We start from the raw sequence: 22,367 nt of genomic DNA, 5'->3' as shown, positions 1-22,367 counted from the left end.
CGCCGCGAAGCGGCGGCCTTGAGCACCGCCAACGCTACGGCGTCTCCTCCGCGGGAGCCCGCCCCGTAAGGGCGGCAAGGCTGCTCCGCACATGGTCCATATGCGCCCGCACCTCGTCCCACGACTCCCCATGCTCCCGAAGAACCCGCTCCGTCTCCCGGACACACCGCTCCTCCCGCAACCGCGCCTCCGCGACGATCTCCGCGCCCCGCGCCGACGCGTCCTCCAGCCCGTGCCGCGCCCCCTCCTCCACCTCTGCGTACGCACGCTCGGCCTCGGCGAGCCGCACCTCAGCGGCCGCGATCCGCTCCGCGTCCCGCGCGTCCGACGCCGCCTCCCGCTCGGAGATCTCCCGCTCGGCCGCCTCCCACCGCTCGGCCTGCTCCTTCTCCCGCTCGGCGAGCAGCCCCTCGCACCGCAGCCGCATCTCCCGCAGCGCGGCCAGCGCCTCGCCGCGCCACTCCTTCACGTCCCGCCGGGCGGAGACCCGGGCCTCGTCGGCCGTGGCCCGGTCCTCCACGAGCCGCCGCCTGACCCATTCGTCGGCGTCCGCGCCCAGTTCGTCGGCGTACGCGCGAGCGGCCTCCCGCAGCGCACGCGCCTCGGCACCGGCCTCCTCGGTCACGGCCTGCGCGTCGGCTCGCGCCGCCTCCCGCACGGCGGCGGCCTCCGCCTCGGCGAGCGCGAGGATCTGCCGGGGCCGCTCGCCCAGCGCCTCGTACGTCTGAGGGGCGAGCCGCGCCACCGTGTCCCGCAGCTGCGCGGCCTGGGCCTCCATGTTCTTGGCGAGGACGGTCAGCCGGGCGGCACGCTCCCACGCGTCGTCCCGCGCCTGGGAAAGTCCGGCGGTGTACGCCTCCACCTGCTGGGGACGGTAGCCGCCGCGCCCGCGCACGATGGTGAAGCCGTGCGGCGACGACGATGCATCGCTGCTGCTCATCCTTGGAACCCCTCTCCGACGTACCTCGCGCGTACAGCGCGATTGGCGCACATCTTGATGGATCAAGCGGAAGCGCCCATAACGCGACACTCCGCCCACTCCACCTGGTCAAGGATGCGGCAATCGCCACGGAAAGCCGAAAGCCCCTCCCCGTCCAAGCCCATATGGTCCAGCACTCCTGGGCCCGTGCCCCCGTACTCGCGTCCCGGCCCCCCGAACGAAGGAGGCGCCCGACCTCTCACGCAGGTCGAGCGCCTTCTCCGTACACCTCCGGGTCACGTCGTCACGTCGTCACGTCATCGCGTCGTCACGTCGTCGCGTCCCCGGTCCCGTCGCCTCCGCTACAACAGCCCGTCCCACATCTGTTCGAGCAGCACCGACCACCAGCTCTCCGGTGACGCGAGCGCCGCCGGGTCGAGGGCGGCCAGCTGGTTCTGGAAGTCGACGGTCCAGCGGCCCGCCTGCTCCTGGTTGAGCCCGAAGCGCAGCCGCCACATGCGGCCGAGCAGCGCCATGCAGCGCGCGAACTCGGGCAGGCCCGTGTTCACGAACTGCGGCGGTACGGGGGCGCCGCCGGGCCCGGCCTCCACCGGCACGGCCACGATGTTCGCCGTCCCGTACTGGACGCAGAGCGCGCGCCCGAAGTCGCTGCCCATCACCAGGTACGAGCCCGCGTCGGACGCCGGCTGCACGCCGCGCTCCTGCGCCAGCTCCGCCAGCGTCGGCACCGGACGGCCCGGCTGGGCCTGCGCCCAGAAGAACGGCCCGAAGTCGACGGGCAGACCCGCCACCACGAGGGTGTGCGCCACGATGTCCGGCACGCCCTGCCGGGACACCGCCCGCTGGTCGAAGCGGAAGATGCCCGGGCCGAAGGCCGCGGCCAGCTCCTGCGCGACGCCCTCCGGCGGAATCGCCGGGGCGGGCGGCATCTGCTGCAACGGGGCGCGCACGGGCGCGGGGCGGGCCGGCCCGTCCGCGACCTGGTGCAGCTCTCCCTGATGGGCGAGGAGTTGCTGCATGCCCTGCCGGCGGGACGCGTGGTCCTTGCCGTACGGGGCGATGGACGTGATCCGCGCCTGCGGCCAGGTCTCGCGGATCATGCGGGCGCAGTAGGCGCCAGGCAGCTCGCAGGACTCCAACTCGGTGTGGAGTTCGAGCACCTGCTGCGGCGGCACGTTCATGCCGCGCAGCTCGTGCAGGATCTGCCACTCCGGGTGCGGCGTGCCGGGCGCCGAGCGGCGGATCAGCTGCTGCTCGGAACCGTCGGCCGCGCGGTAGCGCAGCACGGCCTGGTAGCCGGGGCCCACGGTGGGCTGCCCGGTGGGCGGCTGCGGATAGCCGTACGGCTGCCCGGGCGGCCCCGGCCGCACCGGCGCGGGCGGAGGCGGCCCACCGACCGCGGGCCCTGCCAACATCGTGGCGGCATGGTGCACAGCCCCGGGAGGCGTACCTGGCGCACCGGGCGCACCGGGAGGCCCAGGCGGCTGCGGAGCACCCGGAGCCCCCGGAGCCCCCGGAGGCTTGATCCCACCGGCCCCACCAAGACTCGGATCGGCGAACATCGTGGCGGCGTGATGCACACCCCCCGGAGGCGTACCCGGCGCACCGGGCGCACCGGGAGGCCCAGGCGGCTGCGGCGCACCCGGAGCCCTCGGAGGCTTGATCCCACCGGCCCCACCAAGACTCGGATCGGCGAACATCGTGGCGGCATGGTGCACGCCCCCGGGAGGCGTACCGGGCGCCGCCGGGGGCCCGTCGGGCCCGAGCGAGGAGACCAGCTGAGTCGGAACATACCCACCGGCAGGAGTACCGGGAGCACCGGGCCCGGAAGACGGCGGCGCCGGCACACTCCCCCGCGGCGCGCCCTGAGCCTTACTGCTGGCGGCATCAGCGACACCCCCCGACGGAGACGGAACCGGCGACCCGGCGTCCGCCTGCGGCGCGTTGGCACCCATAACGCCCGGCCCCTGCGGATACCCGTACGCGGAAGCATCACCCCCCGGCGCAGACGGAACCGACGAACCAGCAGCCGGCAACGGCGCCCCCGGCCCCTGCGGATACCCGTACGCAGACGCATCGGCCCCCGGCCCAGGCCGAACCGGCGAACCAGCAGGCGGCTGCGGCACGTTGGACCCAGCGCTCCCAGACCCCTGCGAATACGCGGAAGCATCCGCCCCCGACGCAGACGGAACCGACGAACCAGCAGCCGGCAACGGCGCCCCCGGCCCAGGCGGAACCGGCGAACCAGCAGGCGGCTGCGGCGTGTTGAGCCCAGCGGCCCCGGGCCCCTGCGGGTACGCGGACGCATCCGCCCCCGGCGCGGGCGGCAACGGTGCACCCGGTGGTGGCGTCGCCCGGTCGGTGGGGTGGGGTGGTGTGCCCTGGGGCGGGTCGTTCAGGGCCGGGGCGATGGTCGTCGCCGGTAGGTGGCTGCCGCCGTGCATCAGGGCCGTCTTGGCCTCCGGTGCGACACCCGGCCGCTGGGTGCCGTCCACGACGGCCAGCGGCGGCGCGAACACCGTCGCGGGCGCCGGTACCGAAAGGTCCTCGCCCCCGTCGGCGTTGGTGTCCGTACCGGCCCACGGAGTCGCCCCCGCGGGCACGCCCGGCGACGTCACCGGCAGGCTGTCGTCACGGGCGGGCGTACTGTCCCCGCCCGGAGCCCCGGCCGCGGCGGGCCACGGCGTACCACTGTCCGGCACGGAGGCAGCCGCGGGAGCCGCGGGAGCGGAACTCTCGGCAGCGGCCGCCTCGTCGGGCGACGCCCCGGCGGCAACCGGGTCTCCGGCCCCGGCGTCCCTGCCAGAACCCGCCCTCCGGTCCGGAATCCCCATCTTGTCCGCCGCCTCCTGCAACCACTCCGGCGGAGTCAGCAGGAACGACGTCTGATTCAGGTCGACCCGCTCCGGCGGCGGCACCACCGCGTCCTGCGGTGCCGCGTCCGGCAGTCCGTACTCCTCCTCGTACCGGCGAATCACCTCGCCCACGGGAAGCGAGGGCCAGAGCGTGGCCTCGCCGCTGTCCCGCGCGATGACGAGCCGCTGGCCGCCGCCGTCGGACACCGGACCGTTCTCCCGGTCCTCCGCCCACACCACGAACCCGAGGTCGAACTCCCGGACCCGCACCTCACGGTGCTGATAGCCCGGCACCTCGCCGTTGATCCACTCTTCGGCGCGCTCCTGCGCCTGCGCGAAGGTCACCATCGCCTAGTCACTCCCCAGCCGAGGACACGGGGACGGCACGCGCGAAGCCGCCGTCCACCATCAGGTTCGCCACGGTCTCCAGCTCCGGCGGATTGCCCGCGAGCCGGGTCAGGAATTCGTCGAAGTCGTCGCCGCACGGCAGCAGCAGCCGCCGCACCCGCTCCGCGGGCGGCCACGCGGCCGCCTCCGAGACGTCTCGCGCATCGTCGTACGCGCAGAACCACACGGAACCGACCTGCTCACCCTTGACCTTCACCGCCAGCAGCCCGCCCTGCACGAAACCGACGCCCAGGTAGTCCTTGGTGAGGTGGTCGCGCAGGCACTTGTTGACGTACACCAGGTCATTGACCGCGGCCTCGTCCCGCACCGTGAAGAACGGCTGGTCCACCAGAAGGCCCAACTCGGCGTCCAGCGCCGCGCCCACCGGCGCGCAGCCACCCGCCGCCTTCAGGAAGGAGCGGTAGGCGCCCGGAAGGCGGTAGCCGAGATCCTCCTCCACCCCCTGGACCTGCTGCTCGGTCACCGCGACCGCCGCCTTCGGCAGACCGAAGTGCGCGGGCCGCGTCTCCTGCAGCGGCCGCGTGCCCCTCTTGTCCTGGTCCACGGCCGTCGTCGCGATCCCGCCGTGGTGCCGAAGGAGCGCCTTCACCTCGACCGGGACCAGCTCCAGACGGCGGCTGTCCGGCGCGTGGTGCCAGGTCCAGCCGTGCGGGGTCGCCACCGCGGGAATCGTGTCCCACAGGTCGTGGCCGTCCGCCGCCAGCGCCGCGTTCGCCGACACGTAGTCCGTCAGGCGCAGTTCGTCGACGCCGAAGCCCTCCGGGGGCTCCGCGATCTCGGCGGCGGCCCGCGCGTAGGGCGAGAAGTCCGGATAGCCCCGTTCGTCCACGCGCACCCCTCTGGGGTGGCGGGCGGCGCGGACCGGATCCGGGAAGTGCACGACCTGCCCGGCGTAGGCCGCGTTCGGCGGCGCGGACTGCTGCCCCAGCCGACCTGTCGTCATGGCGGTTGCCCCCTGCGGCACTGTGAAAGTCCTACGGATGTCGACACAGCCTATGCGTAAGGACGACACCGGTCACCGGGCCTCCGGTTCCATGACCAGCAGCCACCGGACGGTCACCGTGCGACGAAACCCGACCCGGAGCCAGGCGTGTCGCAGAGCCCCAGCTTCCGCACCACCCGCCCCATTTGGCAGGCTGTCCCCCGCGACGCGGGGGCGTGGCGGCACACAAGCGGTGACGACCGCGAGCAGGGGGAGGGGAACAGCACGATGCACACGGCACAGAGCGGCACCACCGGACACACGCTGTCCACGACGGCGGCCGAGGCGGCGGTCACGGCATCCGCCATGGCGTCCGCCACCGCACCCGCCACAGCGGAGGAGGCGGCACCCGGCGCCCTCTCCGGCGATCCACGCGTCGGCTGGAGCAGCACCGCCGCCCACGCGCCCATCCTGCGCCAGCGCCGCGACGGCATACTGCCGACCGTGGCCGCCGCCCTCTCCGCACGCGGCCAGACCACGCTCACCTGCACCCCGAGCCGCGGCGAGGAGCCGCCCACGCTGCACCCGCTCGTCCAGGACTTCCTCGACGCCCTCACCAGCGGCCAGCGCGAACGCTTCACCGGCCGCTGCGCCGAGGCCATCCTCGTCTCCCGCCACCTCACGGCGGCCGACGCGAGCCGCTCCAAACGAGCCGCACGCAAGCCCATGACCAACGGCGAGGCCCGCAAGGCGCTCAAGCACGCCAAACTGACCACGCGCCGCATCCGCGAGGACGGCGACCCCCTGCACGGCTCCTTCGCCCAGCCCTGCCGCTCCTGTACGGCCCTCACGGCGCACTTCGGCGTACGGGTCGTGGACCCGACGGCCACCGATGCCTGACCGTCGCCCGGACACCAGCCGACCGACGCCCCACCGTCCCTCCGCCCGTCCATCCGACCGTCTCCGACCGTCTCCGACCGAACAAGGGCCACCCCATGCACGCCGACCACACCGCCACCGCCCCGGCCGGCGGCAGCACCCGCTTTCCCGTCCCCGTCGACGCCGCCCTGCGCACCGCCGGCTGGCGCCCCGGGCGCTGGGACATCAAGCAGGCCGAGATCTGGGCGGACGTCCTGCGCCGCCACACCTCACCCGCCGGGCACCGCCATGCCGTCTTCCCCGCCGCGGTCGAGGCCTGGGCCGAATTCGGTGGACTGCACCTCACCCCGCAGGGCCCCGGCCGCCAGATCGCGCCCGCCACCGTGCACTTCGACCCCATGTACGGTCTGCACCTCGCCCGCACCCTCGGCGACCTCGGCCGCGCCCTCGGCACCGAGGTCTGCCCGATCGGCGAGGAGACGGACACGCAGGCGCTGCTCGCCATCGACACCGAGGGGCGCGTCTACAGCCTCGACCACAGCGGCGACTGGTTCCTCGGCGCCCACATCGACCAGGCCCTGGCCACCCTGATCACCGGCGCCCAGCCGACCCGCCTGACGGCGAGCTGACCTACGTACGACCTCTGCGGCCGCCGCCGTACGACGCGACACGAGCCCGCACGAACCCTGCGGCCGCAAGCCGCGAGCCGTGTGACACCCGCTGCCCGCACGACACACCAGACCGCACACCGCACGCCGCAGCCCGCAGCCGACGGCCCGCCTCCGCTACCCCGCAGCCGGAACCACCGCCGCCGGCAGTACCGCCGAGACCCGGAAGCCGCCGTCGTCCGTCGGGCCCGACACGAAGACCCCGCCGAGTCCCGTGACGCGCTCCTTCATGCCCACCAAGCCGTTGCCGCCGCTCGGCAGCCGCGCGTCCGTCGTCGAACCGGGCTCCGGCGGCGGCTCGTTCTCCACCTGCATCGCTATCTCCGCGGTCCGGTGCGCCAACCGCACGTACGTCTTCGCGCCCGCCGCGTGCTTGTGTACGTTCGTCAACGCCTCCTGGACCACGCGGTACGCGGTCTGCTCCACATCGGCGGTGTAACCACGCGGCTCACCCTGCACCGACAGTTCGACGGCCATGCCCGCCGCCCGCGACTGCCCCACCAGCTCGTCCAGCTCCGCCAGACACGGACCGTCCTCGTCCACCGCACGCGACGCCGCGGCCGCCGCCGCGTACCCCACCGCGGCCAACGGCACCGGCTCCACGGGTCGCACGGGCTTCGCGCCCTGCACGCCGTCGCCCGCCCGCAGCACCCCCAGCATCTCCCGCAACTCCGTCAGCGCCTGCCGCCCCATGTCGCCGACCAGCGCCGCGTTCTTCACGGCCTTCTCCGGATCCTTCCGCGCCACCGCCTGCAACGCCGCCGCGTGCACGACCATCAGACTCACCCGGTGCGCCACCACGTCGTGCATCTCACGGGCGATCCGCGTCCGCTCCTCGTTCCGCGCCCACTCCGCGCGCTCCTCCGCGCGCTCGGCGAGCAGCTGGAGCTCCCGCTCAAGATCGTCCGCACGCTCCCGCAGACTCTCCATCAACCGCCGCCGCGCCCCCACATAGAGGCCGAGCAGCACCGGCGGAGCCGTCACCCCGATCGACGCCGCGACGGCGAAGAACGGCACGAACTCGCTGCCGATCGGCGGATGCGAACCCTCCTCCGCCAGATCCTGGCTCGCCCGCACCAGCGCGACGATCAGCGTCCCCGCCATCGACATGCCCGCGAGCGCGCCCGTCACCCGGCGCGGCAGCTCCGAGGCCGCCAGCGTGTAGAGGCCGACGATCGTCAGCAGGAAGCCCATCTGGGCGGGCGTGATCGCGATGGCTATGAGCACCACGGCGACCGGCCACCGCCGCCGGACCAGCAGCGCGGAGCCCGCGAGGACCCCGAAACCGACCCCCACCGCCGTCGGCAGCCCCGCGTCCCCCGCGAAGGCCACCCCCTCGGCCCCGCACTCCGCCGCGGACACCACCGCGAGCCCCACATCCAACGCGGCCCCGCGTCGCCTCTCCCACCACCATGGCCCGGTCATGGCCATGGTGTGGTTGTCCCCCGTCGTGGTCATGCCTTCCAGCGTACGGGCGTTCCACCCCGGTTTTCCGGTGAGTTTCCCGCGTTGGCCGAGCTGCTCGGCGTGGAACGCAGCACCCCGATCCGTACCGTCGCACGGAAGGCGCCCGGTACGGCATAGTGTTGTCCGCGCCTCGATCCGGTTGATCACATCGGACATAAGGCGCGCGCTATCCCGGATCGTCTAAGGGCAGGACAAACGGTTTTGGTCCGTTGAATGAGGGTTCGAATCCTTCTCCGGGAGCCACAGAGTTCGGGTCCCGACCACCAGGTCGGGACCCGCCCCCATTTCCAGCCCCCTACGCCCCGGTATCCTGCGGATGTCCACCCCACAGAGGCACTAGCCATCCGAAGCCGAAGGGCATCCCCGTGAGCGCCAACCGCCCGGCAGCCGTCGTCGTCCTCGCAGCGGGTGAGGGCACCCGTATGAAGTCGGACCTTCCCAAGGTCCTGCACGAGCTCTGTGGCCGTTCCCTCATCGGCCATGTGCTGGAGGCGGCCTACGCGCTCACCCCCGAGCAGCTCGTCACCGTCGTCGGGTTCCAGAGCGACCAGGTCAAGGAACACCTCCACGCCACCGCCCCGCAGGTCCGCACCGCCTACCAGGCGGAGCAGAACGGCACGGGTCACGCCGTCCGCATCGGTCTGGAAGAGCTCGGCGGATCGGTGGACGGCACCGTCATCGTCGTATGCGGCGACACCCCGCTGCTCACCGGCGCGACGCTCCAGAACCTCGCCGCCACGCACAGCGGAGACGGCAACGCCGTGACCGTGCTGACCGCCGAGGTGCCGGACGCGACCGGCTACGGCCGCATCGTGCGCGACAGCGCGAACGGCGCGGTCACCGCGATCGTCGAGCACAAGGACGCCACCGAGTCGCAGCGCGCGATCCGTGAGATCAACTCCGGGGTTTTCGCCTTCGACGGCCGGCTCCTGGCGGAGGCGCTCGGCAAGGTGCGTACGGACAACAGTCAGGGCGAGGAGTACCTGACGGACGTGCTGGGGATTCTGCGCGAGGCCGGGCACCGCGTCGGCGCGTCCGTCGCCGAGGACCACGAGGAGATCGCGGGCATCAACAACCGCGTCCAACTCGCCGCGGCACGGCGGACGTTGAACGACCGACTGCTCACAGAGGCCATGCTCGCCGGTGTCACCGTCGTCGATCCCGCCTCCACCTGGGTCGACGCCACGGTCACCTTCGAGCGGGACGCGGTCGTGCATCCCGGTACGCAGCTGCACGGCGCCACGCATCTGGGCAAGGGCGCCGAGGTGGGCCCCAACACGCGTCTGAAGGACACGAAGGTCGGCCCGGGGGCGCGGGTCGACAACAGCGTGGCGGACAGCGCGGAGGTCGGGGAGCGGGCGAGCGTCGGTCCGTACGCGTATCTGCGGCCCGGCACCCGGCTCGGGGTGAAGGCCAAGGCGGGTACGTATGTGGAGATGAAGAACGCGACGGTCGGCGACGGTGCGAAGGTGCCGCATCTGTCGTACGTGGGTGACGCGACGATCGGTGAGTACTCCAACATCGGCGCGGCGAGTGTCTTCGTGAACTACGACGGCGAGGCGAAGCACCACACGACGGTGGGGTCCCACTGCCGTACGGGTTCGGACAACATGTTTGTGGCTCCTGTCACGGTGGGGGACGGTGCCTACACCGCCGCCGGGTCCGTGATCACGAAGGACGTGCCGGCGGGTTCGCTGGCCGTCGCCCGGGGCCAGCAGCGGAATATCGAGGGCTGGGTGGCCCGCAAGCGTCCGGGGAGCGCGGCCGCGAAGGCGGCGGAGGCGGCGTCCCGGGAGGCGGACAGCGCAAGCTGACCGGAAACAGGTGCGTCTGACACGGCGTACCGTGATAGGTGCACACATTCGGCCGACTCGTCGCATCGGGACGCGTGAGTACGGCAGCGGGAAGAACTCTCTGAGGAGACAGTGCTGTGACCGGGATCAAGACGACCGGCGAGAAGAAGTTGATGCTCTTCTCCGGCCGCGCCCACCCCGAGTTGGCCGAGGAGGTCGCACACAAGCTGGGTGTCGGCATCGTGCCGACGAAGGCTTTTGATTTCGCCAATGGTGAGATCTACGTCCGCTACCAGGAGTCGGCGCGTGGCGCCGACTGCTTCTTGATCCAGAGCCACACCGCTCCGATCAATAAGTGGATCATGGAGCAGTTGATCATGATCGACGCGCTGAAGCGCGCGTCGGCCCGCTCCATCACCGTCATCGTGCCGTTCTACGGTTACGCGCGCCAGGACAAGAAGCACCGCGGACGTGAACCGATCTCGGCGCGTCTGATCGCCGACCTGATGGCGACCGCGGGCGCCGACCGCATCCTCACGGTCGATCTGCACACGGACCAGATCCAGGGCTTCTTCGACGGCCCGGTCGACCACCTCTTCGCGCTGCCGATCCTCGCGGACTACGTGGGCGCGAAGGTCGACCGTTCCAAGCTGACGGTGGTCTCCCCCGACGCCGGCCGCGTGCGTGTGGCCGACCGCTGGTGCGACCGTCTGGGCGCGCCGCTGGCGATCGTCCACAAGCGCCGGGACAAGGACGTCGCGAACCAGGTCACCGTGCACGAGGTGGTCGGTGAGGTCCAGGGCCGCGTCTGCGTCCTGGTCGACGACATGATCGACACGGGTGGCACGATCTGCGCCGCCGCCGACGCGCTGTTCGCGCACGGCGCCGAGGACGTCATCGTGACGGCCACGCACGGCGTGCTGTCCGGTCCCGCCGCGGACCGGCTGAAGAACTCGAAGGTGAGCGAGTTCGTGTTCACGGACACGCTGCCGACGCCGGGCGAGCTGGAGCTCGACAAGATCACGGTGCTCTCGATCGCGCCGACGATCGCGAACGCGGTGCGTGAGGTCTTCGAGGACGGTTCGGTGACGAGCCTCTTCGAGGACTTCGAGGAGCAGTAGGCACAAGCGGTCGGAAGATCGATTTCTGGAGCGGCCTCCCCGCCGGGTAGACTCACCGAGTTGCTCGGCGAGGGAGGCCGCACTTGTGTGCGGCGGTCCGTTATCGACGCGCTCTTCGTAGCAGGCCAGTCGTATGGCCGGGTAACCCCATCCGACACCTGTTGTACGAGGAGTGGACATGCCCGAGGTCAAGATCACCGCCGAGATCCGCAGCGAGTTCGGCAAGGGCGCTTCGCGCCGCACCCGCCGTGAGAACAAGGTTCCCGGCGTCCTCTACGGCCACGGCGCCGACCCGGTCCACCTGTCGCTGCCGGGCCACGAGCTGCTCCTGGCCCTGCGTACCCCCAACGTCCTGATCTCCCTGGACGTCGACGGCAAGACCCAGCTGGCCATCCCGAAGGCCGTGCAGCGCGACGCCATGCGCCAGGGCATCCTGAAGCACGTCGACCTGCTCCTCGTGCGCAGCGGCGAGAAGGTCACGGTCGAGATCCCGGTCCACACCGAGGGCGAGCTGGCCCCGGGCAGCAACCTCCTGGAGCACGTGCTGAGCACGCTGCCGGTCGAGGCCGAGGCCACGCACATCCCGACCGAGGTCACCGTCTCCATCGCGGGCCTGGACTCCGGCGCGTCCATCCTCGCCAAGGACATCCCGCTGCCCACCGGTTCCACGCTGGCCATCGACGGCGACGCCGTGGTCCTGCAGGTCCTGTCGGCGCAGGCCGAGGAGGCCCCGGCCGAGGGTGCCGAGACCGCGTCCACCGAGGCCTGATCCTCGCGACGTACATCCGGCACGGCAGCCGCCGCTCCCTCGGGGGGCGGCGGCTGCCGCGTATGAAGGAGACATGCACGTGACGACCGACGCCAACGCCCCCTGGCTGATCGCGGGCCTCGGCAATCCGGGCCCCGATTACGCCATGAACCGGCACAATGTGGGCTTCATGGTGGCCGACCTGCTCGCGCAGCGCATGGGTGCCAAGTTCAAGCGGGCCGCGAAGGCGCAGGCTCAGGTGGTCGAGGGCCGGATCGGGGCGCCGGGTCCGGCGAGCCGTCGGGTGATCCTCGTGAAGCCCATGTCGTACATGAACGTCTCGGGCGGTCCCGTGACGGCGCTGCGCGACTTCTACAAGGTGCCGACGGAGCAGATCGTCGCGGTCCATGACGAGCTGGACATCGACTACGGCACGCTGCGGCTGAAGCTGGGCGGCGGCGACAACGGTCACAACGGTCTGAAGTCGATGACGAAGGCGATGGGCCCCGACTACCACCGGGTGCGGTTCGGTATCGGGCGTCCGCCGGGCCGGATGCAGGTCGCGGACTTCGTACTGAAGGACTTCTCGTCGACGGAGCGCAAGGAGCTTGACTACTTCGTGGACCGGGCGACCGACGCGGTCGAGGCGCTGGTCATCGAGGGCCTTGAGCGGGCGCAGAGCACGTACAACTCCTAGAGCCCCGTAAGGGGCGCCCCGTTCAGGAGCGCCCCGAAGGGTGCGTCAGCCCGTGTTGCGCAGGCCCGCGGCCACCCCGTTCACGGTGAGCAGCAGCGCCCGCCCGAGCAGCGGATCCGGCTCCACGCCCGCCGCGGAGGCGTCGCGCTGCCGCTTCAGCAGGGCGACCTGAAGGTACGAGATCGGGTCCAGATAGGCGTCGCGGATCGCGAAGGTCTGCCGGAGCGCCTGGTGGGAGCCGAGGAGTTCGTCCCCGCCGGTGATCCGCAGAACCTCGCGGACGGTCAGCTCGTGCTCTTCCTCGATCGTGGCGAAGACGTGCTTGAGCTCGTCGGGGACGAGCGTGTCGACGTAGTGCCGTGCGATGCGCAGGTCGGTCTTGGCCAGGGTCATCTCGACGTTCGAGAGGAAGTTCTGGAAGAAGTGCCAGTGCTCGTGCATCTCGTCGAGCACGGCGGCACCGCTCTGCCGCAGGCCCGCCTCGCGGAGCGCCTTGAGGCCCGAGCCGACACCGAACCAGCCGGGCACGATCTGCCGCGACTGGGTCCAGCCGAAGACCCAGGGGATGGCGCGCAGCCCGTCGAGACCGGCGCCGGAGTCGGGCCGCCTGGACGGCCTGGAACCCAGGTGCAGGTCGGCGAGCTGGTCGACCGGCGTGGAGGCGAAGAAGTACGCGGGCAGGTCGGGGTCCTCGACCAGGCGCCGGTAGGCGGAGTGGGCGGCGTCGGAGACGACGTCCATGGCCGCGTCCCAGCGGGCGAGGGCCTCGTCGGACTGGCGCGGCGCGGTGTGCAGGGCGGATGCCTGGAGCGTGGCGGCGACGGTCAGTTCGAGGTTCTCGCGGGCCAGTGACGGCACGAGGTACTTGTCGGAGATGACCTCGCCCTGCTCGGTCACCTTGATCTCGCCCTCCAGCGTGCCCCAGGGCTGGGCGAGGATCGCGTCGTGGGAGGGGCCGCCGCCACGGCCGACGGTGCCGCCGCGGCCGTGGAACAGACGGAGCCTGACCCCGTAGCGGTGCGCGACGTCACGCAGCCGCCGCTGGGCGCGGTGGATCTCCCACTGGCTGGTGGTGATGCCGCCGAACTTGGAGGAGTCCGAGTAGCCGAGCATGACCTCCTGCACGTCGCCGCGGAGCGAGACGAGCTTGCGGTAGGAGGGGTCGGCGAGCATCTCGTCGAGGATGACGTCGGCGGCGCGCAGCTCGTCGGTGGTCTCCAGGAGCGGCACGATGCCGATCTTGGCCCAGCCGGCGTGCAGATCGACGAGACCGGCCTCGCGGGCGAGGACGGCGGCGGCGAAGACGTCGTCGGCGCCCTGGCACATCGAGATGATGTACGACTCGATGACCTCGGGTCCGAAGACTTCGAGGGCCTTCTTGACGGTGAGGAAGACGCCGAGGGTCTTCTCGCCCGCCGCGTCCAGCGGGGCGGGCTGCGGGCCGAGCGGACGCCGTGAGCGCAGCTCCTTGGCGAGCAGCTTCCGGCGGTACTCGCGGGGCATGTCCGCGTAGCGCCAGGATTCCTCGCCGAGACGGTCGAAGAGCTGGCCGAGCGCGTGGTGGTGGGCGTCGGCGTGCTCGCGTACGTCCATGGTGGCGAGCTGGAGGCCGAAGGCGGCCAGCGTGCGGATGGTGCGGTTCATCCGGCCCTCGGCGAAGAGGGCGCCCTTGTGCTCGCGCAGGGAGGTCTGGATGAGTGTGAGGTCGTCGAGCAGCTCGCTCGTGCCGAGGTAGTCGCGGCCCGGGACGTGGGCGGTGCCCTTGGCGAGGCGCTGCTTGGTGTTCTCCAGCTTCTGCCGGATGCAGGTGGCCTTGAGGCGGTAGGGCTCCTCGGCGTTGAGCCGCTTGTAGCGGGGGCTGATCTCGGGGAGCCGCTCCAGGTCTGCCTGGAGGGACGCCTTCAGCTCGTCGGTGGCTCCGGTGTAGCGGATGGAGTTGGAGAGGAAGCCGCGCAGCTCGTCGATCAGGTCGAGCGCGTCGTTGATGCCGTGCTCGTGCTGGAGGATCAGGACGTCCCAGGTGACGGCGGGTGTCACGTTGGGGTTGCCGTCGCGGTCGCCGCCGATCCAGGTGCCGAAGCTGAGCGGCCGGGTGCCTTCGGGCAGCTCGACGCCGACGCGCTCCAGCTCCGCGGTGAGGTCTTCCAGTACGTCCCCGACGGCGCCGGCGTGCAGCTCGTCGAGGTAGTAGATGGCGTTGCGGGCCTCGTCGGCGGGTTCGGGGCGTACGACGCGCAGCTCGTCGGTCTGCCACACCAGGTCGATGTTCTCGGCCAGACGGATGTCGTGGCGGCGCCGGTCGGACTCGATGACCGGGGTCTCCAGGAGCTCGGCGACGCGGCGGAGCTTGTTGAGGACCGAGCGGCGGGCGGCCTCGGTGGGGTGCGCGGTGAAGACGGGCCGCACGTTCAGGTGCCGCACGGTCTGGCGCAGGTGTTCGGGGTCGGCGTCCTTGAGGCGGTCCGCGGTGCGGGCGAGCAGCCCGCCCTCGGCGGCGCGGCGGGCGCGCAGCTCGCGGCCGCGGTGGACCTGCTCGGTGACGTTCGCCAGATGGAAGTAGGTGGAGAAGGCGCGGACCAGCTTGGCCGCGGTCTCCAGTTCGGTGCCGCCGAGCAGCTTGGCGGCGGCCTCGCCGTCCTCGCGCGTCAGGCGGCGGACCTTCTCGACCAGTTCGAGGAGCTCGGGACCCTCCTGGCGTACGAGGGTCTCGCCCAGCAGGTCGCCGAGGCGGCGGATGTCGGCGCGCAGCTCGCTGCTGGCTGTACTGGTGGCCTGGCGGCCCTGGTCGTCGGCACTGCTCACAGGTGCGGCTCCTTGCAGTGTTTGAAGCACGTCTGGGAGGGGTCCCGGTAAGGATCCGGGGAGATTCAGAGCGGACCGCGCTGTCCGACCGTCTCCAAGGATAGGTGTCACTCCGCGGCAGGGAAGTTTCGGCCACTTGCCGAGACGCTCCTCACTGCCATACTTACGACGCCGTAGGTTACGGAACCGTAGGGAAGGCGGGAAACGCGTGTGTCGTGGCAGAAGTGGCAGCCGCGGCCACAGCGCCCTTGCGCAGCCGTGCCCGTGCACCCTCTTCCACCCGACCCTCGACCCCACAGGGGACGTGCCCATGACGACAACTTCCGATGCGCCCTCCGAGACCGATGTGATCGACGACGCTCCCGCTCGGGGGGCGGGCCCCGCCGGGGCCCTGCCGCCCGCGACGCTGGGCGGCGAGAAGAAGCGTTCGCTCGAACAGCTGACGCTGCTCCTGTTCATCGTCGTCCCGTTCCTCGCCCTGCTCGCGGCGGTGCCGCTGGCCTGGGGGTGGGGCGTGAGCTGGCTGGACCTCGGCCTGCTCGTCTTCATGTACTACCTGGGCTGTCACGGCATCACGATCGGCTTCCACCGCTACTTCACGCACGGCGCCTTCAAGGCGAAGCGGCCGCTGCGGATCGCGCTGGCGGTCGCCGGTTCGATGGCCGTGGAGGGCCCGGTCGTGCGCTGGGTGGCCGACCACCGCAAGCACCACAAGTTCTCCGACGCGGAAGGGGACCCGCACTCCCCCTGGCGTTTCGGTGAGACGGTGCCCGCCTTGATGAAGGGCCTGTGGTGGGCGCACATCGGCTGGATGTTCGACGAGGAGCGGACGTCGCAGGAGAAGTACGCGCCGGACCTGGTCAAGGACCCGACGATCCGCCGCATCTCGCGGCAGTTCCTGTTCTGGACGATCGTCTCGCTCGCCATCCCGCCACTGGTCGGCGGCCTGGTGACGATGGACTGGTGGGGCGCCTTCACGGCGTTCTTCTGGGGTTCGCTGGTCCGTGTGGCGCTGCTGCACCACGTGACCTGGTCGATCAACTCCATCTGCCACGCGGTCGGCAAGCGACCCTTCAAGTCCCGTGACCGCTCGGGCAACGTGTGGTGGCTCGCGGTGCTGTCCTGCGGCGAGTCCTGGCACAACCTCCACCACGCCGACCCGACGTCGGCGCGGCACGGCGTCATGAGGGGCCAGGTCGACTCCTCCGCGCGGATCATCCGCTGGTGCGAGCGGCTCGGCTGGGCGTACGACGTGCGGTGGCCGTCGAAGTCACGCATCGACGCCCGCCGACTGCCGCAGGCCGCTGACGCGGCATGATGGACGACGTGGCGACCGACTCCAGCAATCCCAGCCCTGCCGGCAAAGAGAAGCAGCCCCGGCGCACCCGCCGGACCCGGATGACGGGTGCCGAGCGCCGGGAGCAGTTGCTGGACATCGGCCGCACGCTCTTCGCCGCGAAGGGCTTCGAGGGCACGTCGGTGGAGGAGATCGCGGCGAAGGCCGGGGTCTCCAAGCCGGTGGTGTACGAGCACTTCGGCGGCAAGGAGGGGCTGTACGCGGTGGTGGTGGACCGGGAGATGCGTCAGCTCCTGGACATGGTGACGAGCGCGCTCACGGCCGGGCATCCCCGGGAACTCCTCGAACAGGCCGCGTTCGCCCTCCTCGACTACATCGAGACATATACGGACGGTTTCCGCATCCTGGTCCGTGATTCGCCGGTGGCGCAGTCCACGGGCACCTTCGCGTCCCTGATCTCCGACATCGCGACGCAGGTGGAGGACATCCTGGGCCAGGAGTTCAAGGGCCGCGGCTTCGACCAGAAACTGGCGCCGCTGTACGCGCAGGCGCTGGTCGGCATGGTCGCGCTGACGGGCCAGTGGTGGCTGGACGTCCGCAAGCCGAAGAAGGCGGAGGTGGCGGCGCATCTCGTCAACCTGGCCTGGCACGGCCTGGACGGCCTGGAACCGAAGCCGCGGCTGATAGGCCACCGGAAGAACTGACGGGCGGGGCGCCTCGGCCGGCACCGATCCCCGCCGCTCCGCGGCGGCGCTCCCACCCCGTGGGCGGAAACATCCGGCGCTACACCCCGATCCGCTCCAGAAACTCCAGCCGGTTTCCGACGGGGTCCCGCGAGTAGAACCGTCGGTGTCCCGGCAGGTTCTCGTCCCAGGTGACCTCGGCGCCGCGCGCGGCCAGCCGGTCCGCGTACGCCTCGATGTTCCGGACGAGCAGGCCCGGGTGGGCCTTGCGGGCCGGGACGAAGTCCTCCTCGATGCCCAGGTGCAGGCGTACGCCGCCCGCCTCGAACCAGCAGCCGCCGCGCGCCGCGAGCGCGGGCGGCTTGGGCGTCTGCGTCATGCCGAGCACGTCGACGTAGTACGTACGCAGGACCGGTTCACTGCCCGGCGGGGCGGCGAGTTGGACGTGGTCGACGGACGTGAGCATCAGGCACCGCCCTTACGCGCCACCGCGAACACCCGCCGGAACGGGAAGACCGTGCCGTGCCCGGCAGTCGCCGGGTAGGCCTCGCGCAGGAGGGCCCGGTACTCGGCGAGGAACGCCTCCGTCGCCTCCGGGTCGTCCGCGAGGGCGGTGAGGACAGGACGTAGGCCCGTGCCCTTGACCCAGTCGAGGACGGGGTCCTCGCCCGCCAGGAGGTGGAGGTACGTCGTCTCCCAGGCGTCGACCTCGCAGCCGAGCCCCGCGAGCCGCTCCAGGTACGCCCCGGGCGTCAGCACCGCGTCCGCGTGCCGCAGGCGCCCGCCCAGGCGTCCCCGCCACCGCGCGGACTCGCTCAGCTCGCGCATCAGGACGTGGCTGGGGGCGTCGAAGTTGCCGGGGACCTGGAAGGCGAGGGTGCCGCCGGGGGTGAGCGCGGCGGTCCAGGCGGGGAAGGAGTCCGGGTGGCCCGGCACCCACTGGAGGGTCGCGTTGGAGAGGATCAGGTCGTACGTGCCCGGGGCCGGCGCCCACTCCCTCGCGTCGGCGGCGGTGAAGTCCAGGCGTCCGCCGCCCTCCGTGGGCCCCGCGTACCGTTCGGCCTCGGTGAGCATCCGCCGGGAGTTGTCGAAGCCGGTGATGTGCGCGGTGGGCCACCGCCGCGCGAGCAGCCGCGTGACGTTGCCGGGCCCGCAGCCGAGGTCGGCGATGCGCGGCGGGCGGACCTCGGCGGCGGGCAGGTCGGGGACGCGGCTCAGCAGGTCCAGGAAGGGCCGGGCCCGGTGGTCGGAGTGGCGCAGGTACTGAAGCGGATCCCAGCCGGCATCGGCCGCGACTTCGGCGTCGGATGCGGGTGCGGGCATGAAGGGCCTCCTCAAGAACGGCGGCGTACGCGCTCCACTCGACGCGCTCCCTCCGCATCCTCACCCCTAAGTATCTTGACGTCAAGAGACTTCACGTCGACAGACCCCCTACACTGATCGTCATGGAGGACGAGGTCGATCGACTGGTCGCGGCGTGGCGCAGGGAGCGCCCGGACCTCGACGTGGAACCACTCGAAGTACTCTCCCGCGTCAGCAGACTCGCGCGCCATCTGGACCGGGCCCGCAGACTCGCGTTCTCCGAGCACCAGCTGGAGCCGTGGGAGTTCGACGTCCTGACGTCGCTGCGCCGCGCGGGCGCCCCCTATCAGCTCTCCCCCGGCCAGCTCCTGACGCAGACCCTGGTGACGTCCGGCACGATGACGAACCGCATCGACCGCCTGGCGAAGAAGGGCCTCGTCGAGCGCCTGCCCGACCCGAGCGACCGGCGCGGCGTGCTCGTGCGGCTCACCACCGAGGGCCAGGACCGCGCGGACCAGGCCCTGGCCGGCCTCCTTGAGCAGGAGCGGGCGATCCTCGGTGAGCTCTCCCGCGCCCAGCGGGGTGAACTGGCGGGACTCCTACGCCAGTTGACCGCCCCGTTCGACAACATCCCCGGCTAGGTCGACCGGCCCGACGCCCGCGCGCCGGGCGAGGGCGACCGCCGCCAGGGTGGAGTGGACGCCCAGCTTCCCGAGGACGTTCTGCATATGCGTACGCACCGTGTGCGGGGAGAGGAAGAGGCGCTCGGCGACGGCCTTCCTGCCCAGGCCCGCCACCATGCAGCGCAGCACCTCGCGCTCGCGCGGGGTCAGGGACTCCACCAGGCGCTCGGACTCGGTGCGGTGCTTGCGGGCGGCGGTCAGCTCGCGCAGGACGCCGGTGAGCAGGGCGGGCGGCAGGTGCGTCTCGTCCCGCAGCACTCCTCGGATGACCGTGAGGAGGCGGGAGAGCGAGCAGTCCTTGGCGACCCAACCCGAGGCGCCCGCCTGCAGCGCGAGGGCCGCGCGGCGCGGGTCGTCCTTCTCGGCGAGCACGACGGTGCGCACGGTGGGCTGGCCCGTACGGACGCCGGCGACCAGGGAGATGCCGTCGACGAGCCCGTCGGCGTTGCCGTCCTGGACGGGGACCGCGGTGGGGGTCCCCCCTGCCCGAGCGAAGCCGAGAGCTTGGGGGCGGGTGCCCTGGAGGGCGCTCGCGGTGGCGCCGAGGTCCGCGTCGACGAGCAGCACGTCGTATCTGCGTCCTTCGGCGACCGACCGCTCCAGGCAGCGCAGCGCCGCGGGGCCGCTGCCGGCCGCCGACACCTCCACATCGGGCTCGGCCGCCAGCGCGGCCGCCAGCGACTCGGCGAAGATGCGATGGTCGTCCACGACCAGAACTCGAATGCGAACCACAGAAACCCCCTTCCCCGCGCTCCCCGCAAGGAGCAGGGGATACCCCCGTCGAATACCGTCGGAGAACGAACCGTCGGAGAACGATCGGCGCGGGCACGCCGCCCGGAACGGGGATCGACGCAGCCGCACGGCCGCCGCCGCGCGTGCACCGCCACCCCCATGCCGGGCGTCGCACCCGACTGTCTCGCCCCCTGATCGGCGCCGGCCCCCACCGGCACTGTTCTTCAGAGTAGGGCCGGACGCCGGGAGCGGAAGGTGATTTGCAGAACTGATTGTCCGGCGCGTTTATGGTGAGCCGTATGTTTCGTATGGAGACAGGAGTCGACAAGGAGCGGCTGGCTCAGCTTCGTTCGCGGCTCGCCGAGACGAACACGGCGGCGTCCCCCGAGCTCCGCACCCTGCGCGGCACGGTCGCCGACCAGGAAGTCCCCCTGGCGCTCTGGGTGTTGGACGAGGCGGACGGCCTCGCGGCCGGGCTCGCCGCGCACACCTGGGGCGGCTGGCTGCATGTGAATTACCTCTGGGTCGACGGATGTCATCGCGGCGCGGGACTCGGTTCCCGGCTGCTCGGGGAGGCGGAGCGCGTGGCCCGCGAGGAGCGTGGCTGCGGGGCGTCGCGGGTGGAGACGTGGGACTTCCAGGCGCCGGGCTTCTACCGGAACCGGGGGTACGAGCTGGTGTGCGTGATCCCCGACTACCCGGAGGGCGTCAAGGAGTTCACGCTCACCAAGCGGCTCGGCTGACGGGCCGGTTCAGGCCGCGAGGCCCAGGGCGAGGGCGCCGATCACCGGTGCCGCGTAGACCAGGGGGAAGGGGATGTGCGCGTACCAGCGGGCCCGCACCACGGTGACGACGGCCCCGGTGAAGTACAGGACCAGAGCGATCCCGGCGGCGACCCCGACGAACGGCACGAACAGACCTACGAGCAGACCCGCGGCGCCCGCGGCCTTGGCGGCGCCGAGCCAGGGCAGCCACGTCATGGGGACGCCGTAGTCGCCCATGGGTTCAAGGACCCACTTGGAGCCCAGGAAGACGGAGGCGGCCGAGAAGCCCACCATCGCGGCGGCCAGGAGCGTGACGACGACGTGTGCGGTGGACATCAGAGATGCTCCTCATCAGGCAGGCGCCGGAGCGCGGTGGCGCCCCGGCCGGGGGGTTGTTCACTGCCATGACGAGCCGCTCCGGGCGAATGTGACCGATCAGCAGAACTGGTTGCTACTTTTCCCGGCGCGCCCCCGCCGACGCCACCGCTGGAAACACGCGCGGCGCCGTGAAGCCCGCCGCGGCGAAGGCCTCCAGGACCGACTTGGTCACCGCGTCGGCGTCCCCGGTCTCCACCAGGACGATCGCCGAGCCGCCGAAGCCGCCGCCGGTCATCCGGGCGCCGAGCGCGCCCGCCGTGTTCGCGGCGCTCACCACCAGGTCCAACTCCGGGCAGGAGATGCGCAGGTCGTCGCGGAGCGAGGCGTGGCCGTCGGTGAGGACGGGGCCGATCGCACGGACGTCACCGGCGTCGAGGAGGCCGATGACCTGCTCGACGCGGTGGTTGTCGGAGACGACGTGGCGTACGTAGCGCCGCACCTTCTCGTCCGTCAGTTTCCCGAGCGCCCGCGGCAGTTCCCCGTACGAGATGTCGCGCAGGTGGCTGACTCCGAGGGCCCGCGCGCCCGCCTCGCATCCGGCGCGGCGCTCCGCGTAGGCGCCGTCGCCGAGCGCGTGCTTCACCCGGGTGTCGACGACGAGCAGCCGCAGCCCCTGGGCCGCGAGGTCGAAGGGGACCTGCCGTATGGACAGGTCGCGGCAGTCCAGGTGCAGGGCGTGGCCGTCGGTGCAGCACGCCGATGCCGTCTGGTCCATGACGCCGCAGGGGACGCCGACGAAGGCGTTCTCGGCGCGCTGGGCGAGGACGGCGAGTTCGGGCCGGGTGAGCCCGAGCCCGAACAGTTCGTCGAGGGCGAGCGCGGTGACGACCTCCAGGGCGGCCGAGGACGACAGGCCCGCGCCCGTCGGGACCGTGGAGGCCAGGTGCAGGTCCGCGCCGGTGACGGGGTGCCCGGCGTCCCGCAGCGCCCAGACGACCCCGGCGGGGTAGGCGGCCCAGCCTCCGTCGGAGAGCGGGGTCAGCTCGTCGACGCGCAGTTCGGCGAGCGGGGCGTCGACGTCGGCGGAGTGCAGCCGCAGGACGCCGTCGGTGCGCGGGGCGACGGCGGCCACCGCGGTGTGCGGGAGGGCCAGCGGCATCACGAAGCCTTCGTTGAAGTCCGTGTACTCGCCGATGAGGTTGACGCGGCCGGGGGCCGACCAGACGCCGTCGGGCTCGTACCCGTACAACTTCCGGAACTGCTCGGCGACTTCGGATGCCGTGGCCAT

20 protein-coding genes and 1 tRNA gene are annotated in these 22,367 nt (G+C 71.9%); 11 read left to right on the top strand and 10 right to left on the bottom strand.

Annotated elements, in window-relative coordinates; translation table 11 throughout:
* Positions 1-34 precede the first annotated feature (34 nt).
* The 3 genes from ACWDVB_RS06780 to ACWDVB_RS06770 form a co-directional block, all read right to left on the bottom strand.
* Positions 35-940: a cellulose-binding protein gene (locus ACWDVB_RS06780; protein ID WP_451518003.1), complete on the bottom strand. Its 906-nt coding sequence runs from the start codon at positions 938-940 to the stop codon at positions 35-37.
* Positions 941-1,281: 341 nt separating this feature from the next.
* The gene (locus ACWDVB_RS06775) at positions 1,282-4,143 is read right to left on the bottom strand and encodes an SUKH-4 family immunity protein (protein ID WP_451518002.1); all 2,862 of its coding nucleotides are present in this window, start codon (positions 4,141-4,143) and stop codon (positions 1,282-1,284) included.
* Positions 4,144-4,150: 7 nt separating this feature from the next.
* Positions 4,151-5,146 carry an SMI1/KNR4 family protein gene (locus ACWDVB_RS06770; RefSeq protein WP_451518001.1) on the bottom strand — a complete coding sequence of 332 codons (996 nt, stop codon included), beginning with the start codon at positions 5,144-5,146 and terminating at the stop codon, positions 4,151-4,153.
* Positions 5,147-5,491: 345 nt separating this feature from the next.
* Here ACWDVB_RS06770 and ACWDVB_RS06765 point away from each other — a divergent pair, with 345 nt between their 5' ends.
* Positions 5,492-6,025, top strand: a complete 534-nt coding sequence (locus ACWDVB_RS06765; RefSeq protein ID WP_451518028.1) for a YwqJ-related putative deaminase — start codon at positions 5,492-5,494, stop codon at positions 6,023-6,025.
* A gap of 95 nt (positions 6,026-6,120) precedes the next feature.
* Entirely contained in the window at positions 6,121-6,633 is a 513-nt protein-coding gene (locus tag ACWDVB_RS06760) for an SUKH-3 domain-containing protein (protein WP_451518000.1), read from the top strand.
* A 156-nt stretch (positions 6,634-6,789) separates the two neighbouring features.
* On the opposite strand, the gene ACWDVB_RS06755 is transcribed toward ACWDVB_RS06760, so the two are convergent.
* Entirely contained in the window at positions 6,790-8,130 is a 1,341-nt protein-coding gene (locus tag ACWDVB_RS06755; protein WP_451517999.1) for a sensor histidine kinase, read from the bottom strand.
* Between the two features lie 178 nt (positions 8,131-8,308).
* Here ACWDVB_RS06755 and ACWDVB_RS06750 point away from each other — a divergent pair.
* The 5 genes from ACWDVB_RS06750 (at position 8,309) to pth (ending at position 12,498) form a co-directional block, all read left to right on the top strand.
* A tRNA-Gln gene (locus tag ACWDVB_RS06750) sits at positions 8,309-8,382 on the top strand.
* 122 nt (positions 8,383-8,504) lie between these two features.
* Complete coding sequence (gene glmU, locus ACWDVB_RS06745) at positions 8,505-9,953, top strand: bifunctional UDP-N-acetylglucosamine diphosphorylase/glucosamine-1-phosphate N-acetyltransferase GlmU (protein WP_451517998.1); 1,449 nt, start codon at positions 8,505-8,507, stop codon at positions 9,951-9,953.
* 116 nt (positions 9,954-10,069) lie between these two features.
* Positions 10,070-11,053, top strand: a complete 984-nt coding sequence (locus ACWDVB_RS06740; protein WP_451517997.1) for a ribose-phosphate diphosphokinase — start codon at positions 10,070-10,072, stop codon at positions 11,051-11,053.
* 178 nt (positions 11,054-11,231) lie between these two features.
* Positions 11,232-11,822 carry a 50S ribosomal protein L25/general stress protein Ctc gene (locus tag ACWDVB_RS06735; RefSeq protein ID WP_451517996.1) on the top strand — a complete coding sequence of 197 codons (591 nt, stop codon included), beginning with the start codon at positions 11,232-11,234 and terminating at the stop codon, positions 11,820-11,822.
* 73 nt (positions 11,823-11,895) lie between these two features.
* The gene (gene pth, locus ACWDVB_RS06730) at positions 11,896-12,498 is read left to right on the top strand and encodes an aminoacyl-tRNA hydrolase (RefSeq protein ID WP_451517995.1); all 603 of its coding nucleotides are present in this window, start codon (positions 11,896-11,898) and stop codon (positions 12,496-12,498) included.
* Positions 12,499-12,543: 45 nt separating this feature from the next.
* Here the strand turns inward: pth and ppc are convergent, their stop codons facing one another.
* Positions 12,544-15,300, bottom strand: a complete 2,757-nt coding sequence (ppc, locus tag ACWDVB_RS06725; protein ID WP_451517994.1) for a phosphoenolpyruvate carboxylase — start codon at positions 15,298-15,300, stop codon at positions 12,544-12,546.
* A gap of 310 nt (positions 15,301-15,610) precedes the next feature.
* On the opposite strand from ppc, the gene ACWDVB_RS06720 reads away from it, so the two are divergent.
* Positions 15,611-16,618 (top strand): acyl-CoA desaturase, encoded by a 1,008-nt coding sequence (locus ACWDVB_RS06720; protein ID WP_451517993.1) that lies wholly within the window; start codon positions 15,611-15,613, stop codon positions 16,616-16,618.
* Positions 16,615-17,301, top strand: a complete 687-nt coding sequence (locus ACWDVB_RS06715) for a TetR/AcrR family transcriptional regulator (RefSeq protein ID WP_451517992.1) — start codon at positions 16,615-16,617, stop codon at positions 17,299-17,301. The genes ACWDVB_RS06720 and ACWDVB_RS06715 overlap by 4 nt, the downstream gene beginning before the upstream one ends.
* A 79-nt stretch (positions 17,302-17,380) precedes the next feature.
* On the opposite strand, the gene ACWDVB_RS06710 is transcribed toward ACWDVB_RS06715, so the two are convergent.
* Positions 17,381-17,746, bottom strand: a complete 366-nt coding sequence (locus tag ACWDVB_RS06710) for a VOC family protein (RefSeq protein ID WP_451517991.1) — start codon at positions 17,744-17,746, stop codon at positions 17,381-17,383.
* Entirely contained in the window at positions 17,746-18,603 is an 858-nt protein-coding gene (locus ACWDVB_RS06705; protein WP_451517990.1) for a trans-aconitate 2-methyltransferase, read from the bottom strand. The genes ACWDVB_RS06710 and ACWDVB_RS06705 overlap by 1 nt, the downstream gene beginning before the upstream one ends.
* Before the next feature lie 122 nt (positions 18,604-18,725).
* Here ACWDVB_RS06705 and tamR point away from each other — a divergent pair, with 122 nt between their 5' ends.
* Positions 18,726-19,223, top strand: a complete 498-nt coding sequence (gene tamR, locus ACWDVB_RS06700) for a MarR family transcriptional regulator TamR (RefSeq protein ID WP_451517989.1) — start codon at positions 18,726-18,728, stop codon at positions 19,221-19,223.
* Here tamR and ACWDVB_RS06695 read toward each other — a convergent pair.
* Positions 19,182-19,997, bottom strand: a complete 816-nt coding sequence (locus ACWDVB_RS06695) for a LuxR C-terminal-related transcriptional regulator (RefSeq protein WP_451517988.1) — start codon at positions 19,995-19,997, stop codon at positions 19,182-19,184. The genes tamR and ACWDVB_RS06695 overlap by 42 nt on opposite strands.
* A 287-nt stretch (positions 19,998-20,284) precedes the next feature.
* Between ACWDVB_RS06695 and ACWDVB_RS06690 the strand changes: the two genes are divergently transcribed.
* On the top strand, positions 20,285-20,740 hold the full coding sequence (locus ACWDVB_RS06690) for a GNAT family N-acetyltransferase (RefSeq protein ID WP_451517987.1): 456 nt from the start codon (positions 20,285-20,287) through the stop codon (positions 20,738-20,740).
* Positions 20,741-20,749: 9 nt separating this feature from the next.
* On the opposite strand, the gene ACWDVB_RS06685 is transcribed toward ACWDVB_RS06690, so the two are convergent.
* Together ACWDVB_RS06685 and galK are read right to left on the bottom strand one after the other, a co-directional pair.
* Positions 20,750-21,097, bottom strand: a complete 348-nt coding sequence (locus ACWDVB_RS06685; RefSeq protein WP_451517986.1) for a DoxX family protein — start codon at positions 21,095-21,097, stop codon at positions 20,750-20,752.
* A gap of 115 nt (positions 21,098-21,212) precedes the next feature.
* Entirely contained in the window at positions 21,213-22,367 is a 1,155-nt protein-coding gene (galK, locus tag ACWDVB_RS06680) for a galactokinase (protein WP_451517985.1), read from the bottom strand.

Source organism: Streptomyces sp. NPDC003379, assembly GCF_053589195.1.
Note: the sequence above shows the minus strand (reverse complement) of the source record. Positions and strands in the feature narration are given on the sequence as shown.

What these genes read in the sequence shown, in the direction of transcription:
- ACWDVB_RS06705 (WP_451517990.1), bottom strand. Translation starts at nt 18,603, where the DNA reads ATGCCCGCACCCGCATCCGACGCCGAAGTCGCGGCCGATGCCGGCTGG.
- ACWDVB_RS06715 (WP_451517992.1), top strand. Translation starts at nt 16,615, where the DNA reads ATGATGGACGACGTGGCGACCGACTCCAGCAATCCCAGCCCTGCCGGC.
- ACWDVB_RS06765 (WP_451518028.1), top strand. Translation starts at nt 5,492, where the DNA reads ATGGCGTCCGCCACCGCACCCGCCACAGCGGAGGAGGCGGCACCCGGC.
- ACWDVB_RS06775 (WP_451518002.1), bottom strand. Translation starts at nt 4,143, where the DNA reads ATGGTGACCTTCGCGCAGGCGCAGGAGCGCGCCGAAGAGTGGATCAAC.
- ACWDVB_RS06780 (WP_451518003.1), bottom strand. Translation starts at nt 940, where the DNA reads ATGAGCAGCAGCGATGCATCGTCGTCGCCGCACGGCTTCACCATCGTG.
- ACWDVB_RS06710 (WP_451517991.1), bottom strand. Translation starts at nt 17,746, where the DNA reads ATGCTCACGTCCGTCGACCACGTCCAACTCGCCGCCCCGCCGGGCAGT.
- ACWDVB_RS06690 (WP_451517987.1), top strand. Translation starts at nt 20,285, where the DNA reads ATGGTGAGCCGTATGTTTCGTATGGAGACAGGAGTCGACAAGGAGCGG.
- pth (WP_451517995.1), top strand. Translation starts at nt 11,896, where the DNA reads ATGCACGTGACGACCGACGCCAACGCCCCCTGGCTGATCGCGGGCCTC.
- galK (WP_451517985.1), bottom strand. Translation starts at nt 22,367, where the DNA reads ATGGCCACGGCATCCGAAGTCGCCGAGCAGTTCCGGAAGTTGTACGGG.
- ACWDVB_RS06760 (WP_451518000.1), top strand. Translation starts at nt 6,121, where the DNA reads ATGCACGCCGACCACACCGCCACCGCCCCGGCCGGCGGCAGCACCCGC.
- ACWDVB_RS06685 (WP_451517986.1), bottom strand. Translation starts at nt 21,097, where the DNA reads ATGTCCACCGCACACGTCGTCGTCACGCTCCTGGCCGCCGCGATGGTG.
- tamR (WP_451517989.1), top strand. Translation starts at nt 18,726, where the DNA reads ATGGAGGACGAGGTCGATCGACTGGTCGCGGCGTGGCGCAGGGAGCGC.
- ACWDVB_RS06755 (WP_451517999.1), bottom strand. Translation starts at nt 8,130, where the DNA reads ATGACCACGACGGGGGACAACCACACCATGGCCATGACCGGGCCATGG.
- ACWDVB_RS06720 (WP_451517993.1), top strand. Translation starts at nt 15,611, where the DNA reads ATGACGACAACTTCCGATGCGCCCTCCGAGACCGATGTGATCGACGAC.
- ACWDVB_RS06735 (WP_451517996.1), top strand. Translation starts at nt 11,232, where the DNA reads ATGCCCGAGGTCAAGATCACCGCCGAGATCCGCAGCGAGTTCGGCAAG.
- ACWDVB_RS06770 (WP_451518001.1), bottom strand. Translation starts at nt 5,146, where the DNA reads ATGACGACAGGTCGGCTGGGGCAGCAGTCCGCGCCGCCGAACGCGGCC.